This is a genomic window from Burkholderia sp. Ac-20349 (assembly GCF_017104865.1).
In the GTDB taxonomy this organism is placed as follows: Bacteria; Pseudomonadota; Gammaproteobacteria; order Burkholderiales; family Burkholderiaceae; genus Burkholderia; species Burkholderia aenigmatica.
Window position 1 is genome coordinate 1 of sequence record NZ_JAAGPM010000280.1, and the last position, 3,508, is coordinate 3,508.

Annotated in this window: 1 protein-coding gene and 1 pseudogene; both read left to right on the forward strand. The window is 64.1% G+C overall.

The window, feature by feature from the left end; translation table 11 throughout:
* Positions 1-88 precede the first annotated feature (88 nt).
* On the forward strand, positions 89-3,247 hold the full coding sequence (locus G3N61_RS38330) for an efflux RND transporter permease subunit (RefSeq protein WP_241018119.1): 3,159 nt from the start codon (positions 89-91) through the stop codon (positions 3,245-3,247).
* Positions 3,247-3,508, forward strand: a pseudogene (locus G3N61_RS38335) (multidrug transporter); the annotation flags it as partial. The gene G3N61_RS38330 and the pseudogene G3N61_RS38335, both read left to right, overlap by 1 nt.

Consider the following 3,508-nt stretch of genomic DNA (forward strand, 5'->3'; position numbering starts at 1 on the left):
CGCGGCCGAGCCGGCGACCTGCAGAAACGTGCGAATGGCCGATGTCGGCTGGAGCGACATCGCGGCAACGACCGGGCTGGCGTCGACGATGCTGTCCGCGCTGGGCTACAACCCGTCGAAGACCATCCCCTCGGTGCCGATCTCGCAGTATCCGACGATCGCGCCGCCATCGATCCAGATCACCGCGAACTACCCGGGCGCTTCCGCGAAGACGGTGGAAGACACGGTGACGCAGGTGATCGAGCAGCAGATGAGCGGTCTCGACAACTTCCTGTACATGTCGTCGACCAGCGATGACTCGGGCAACGCGACGATCACGCTGACCTTCGCGCCGGGTACCAACGCCGACATCGCGCAGGTTCAGGTGCAGAACAAGCTGTCGCTCGCGACGCCGATTCTGCCGCAGGTCGTGCAGCAGCTCGGTCTTTCGGTGACGAAGTCGAGCAGCAGCTTCTTGCTGGTGCTCGCCTTCAACTCCGAAGACGGCAGCATGAACAAGTACGACCTCGCGAACTTCGTGGCGTCGCACGTGAAGGATCCGATCAGCCGGTTGAACGGCGTCGGTACCGTCACGCTGTTCGGCTCGCAGTACGCGATGCGGGTCTGGCTCGATTCGAACCGCCTGACGAACTACGGCCTCACGCCGGTCGACGTGTCGACCGCGATCGCCGCACAGAACGTGCAGATCGCAGGCGGCCAGATCGGCGGCACGCCGGCCACGCCGGGCACCATGCTGCAGGCGACGATCACCGAATCGACGCTGCTGCAGACGCCCGAGCAGTTCGGCAACATCCTGCTGAAGGTTAACCAGGACGGTTCGCAGGTTCGCCTGAAGGATGTCGCGAAGATCGAACTCGGCGGCGAAAACTACAACTTCGACACGAAGTACAACGGTCAGCCGACCGCGGCACTCGGTATCCAGCTCGCCACCAACGCGAACGCGCTCGCAACCGCGAAGGCCGTGCGCGCGAAGATCGACGAACTGGCACCGTTCTTCCCGCACGGCCTCGTCGTGAAGTACCCGTACGACACGACGCCGTTCGTGAAGCTGTCGATCGAGGAAGTGGTCAAGACGCTGCTCGAAGGTATCGTGCTGGTGTTCCTCGTGATGTATCTGTTCCTGCAGAACCTGCGGGCGACGATCATCCCGACGATCGCGGTGCCGGTCGTGTTGCTCGGCACGTTCGCGATCATGTCGATGGTGGGCTTCTCGATCAACACGCTGTCGATGTTCGGCCTCGTGCTCGCGATCGGCCTGCTGGTCGACGATGCGATCGTGGTGGTGGAGAACGTCGAGCGGGTGATGGCGGAAGAGGGCCTGTCACCGAAGGAGGCGACCCGCAAGGCGATGGGCCAGATCACCGGCGCACTCGTCGGCGTGGCGCTCGTGCTGTCGGCGGTGTTCGTGCCGGTGGCGTTCTCCGGCGGGTCGGTCGGCGCGATCTATCGTCAGTTCTCGCTGACGATCGTGTCGGCGATGGTGCTGTCGGTGCTGGTCGCGTTGATTCTGACGCCGGCACTGTGCGCGACGATCCTCAAGCCGATCCCGCAAGGGCATCACGAAGAGAAGAAGGGCTTCTTCGGCTGGTTCAACCGCACGTTCAACAACAGCCGCGACAAGTACCACGTCGGCGTGCACCACGTGATCAAGCGGTCGGGCCGCTGGCTCATCATCTACCTGGTCGTGATCGTCGCGGTCGGCCTGTTGTTCGTGCGCCTGCCGAAGTCGTTCCTGCCGGATGAAGACCAGGGCCTGATGTTCGTGATCGTGCAGACGCCGTCGGGCTCGACGCAGGAAACGACCGCGAAGACGCTCGCGAACATTTCCGACTACCTGCTGAAGGACGAGAAGGAAATCGTCGAATCGGCGTTCACGGTCAACGGCTTCAGCTTCGCGGGCCGCGGCCAGAACTCCGGTCTCGTGTTCGTGCGCCTGAAGGACTACTCGCAGCGTCAGCATGCGAACCAGAAGGTGCAGGCGCTGATCGGCCGGATGTTCGGGCGCTACGCGGGCTACAAGGACGCGATCGTGATCCCGTTCAACCCGCCGTCGATTCCTGAACTCGGGACGGCTGCCGGCTTCGACTTCGAGCTGACGGACAACGCGGGTCTCGGCCACGATGCACTGATGGCCGCGCGTAACCAGCTGCTCGGGATGGCCTCGAAGGATCCGACGCTGCAGGGCGTGCGTCCGAACGGCCTGAACGATACGCCGCAGTACAAGGTCGACATCGATCGCGAGAAGGCGAACGCGCTCGGCGTGACGGCGGATGCGATCGACCAGACGTTCTCGATCGCATGGGCGTCGAAGTACGTGAACAACTTCCTGGATACCGACGGCCGGATCAAGAAGGTCTACGTGCAGGCAGACGCACCGTTCCGGATGACGCCGGAAGACCTGAACATCTGGTACGTGCGCAACGGGTCGGGCGGGATGGTGCCGTTCAGCTCGTTCGCGACCGGTCACTGGACGTACGGTTCGCCGAAGCTCGAGCGCTACAACGGTGTGTCGGCGATGGAAATCCAGGGTCAGGCCGCACCGGGCAAGTCGACCGGTCAGGCGATGGCCGCGATGGAAGGGCTCGCGAAGAAGCTGCCGGTCGGTATCGGCTATTCGTGGACCGGCCTGTCGTTCCAGGAAATCCAGTCCGGTTCGCAGGCGCCGATCCTGTACGCGATCTCGATCCTCGTCGTGTTCCTGTGTCTCGCGGCGCTGTATGAAAGCTGGTCGATCCCGTTCTCGGTGATCATGGTGGTGCCGCTCGGCGTGATCGGTGCACTGCTGGCGGCAACGATGCGCGGCCTCGAGAACGACGTGTTCTTCCAGGTCGGCCTGCTGACCACCGTGGGCTTGTCCGCGAAGAACGCGATTCTGATCGTGGAGTTCGCGCGCGAACTGCAGATGACGGAGAAGATGGGGCCGATCGAGGCCGCGCTGGAAGCAGCGCGCCTGCGGCTGCGTCCGATCCTGATGACGTCGCTCGCGTTCATTCTCGGTGTGATGCCGCTCGCGATCAGCAACGGCGCGGGTTCGGCCAGCCAGCACGCGATCGGTACGGGCGTGATCGGCGGGATGATCACGGCGACGTTCCTCGCGATCTTCATGATCCCGATGTTCTTCGTGAAGATCCGCGCGATCTTCAGCGGCGAGAAGGAAGACGTCGACGAGGCGCTGCGCCTGGCTCAGGAGCACTCGCACCACGAAGAGAAGCCGGGCAACGGCGACGAAGGCAACAAGGGACAGTGATGATGCAAAAACACGCTTTGACTGCAACCGCGGTCGCACTGGCCGCCGCGCTCTTCGCCACGGGCTGCACGATGGCGCCGCATTACAAGCGGCCCGATGCACCCGTCGCGCAGGCGTACCCGGCCGGTGGCGTCTACGCGACGCAGCCGGGTGCGGCCGGCGCGCGCAGCGCGAACGGCCAGGCCGCGACCGCCATCGGCTGGCGCGAGTTCTTCGTCGATCCGCGCCTGCAGCGGCTGATCGAGATCGCGCTGAAAAACA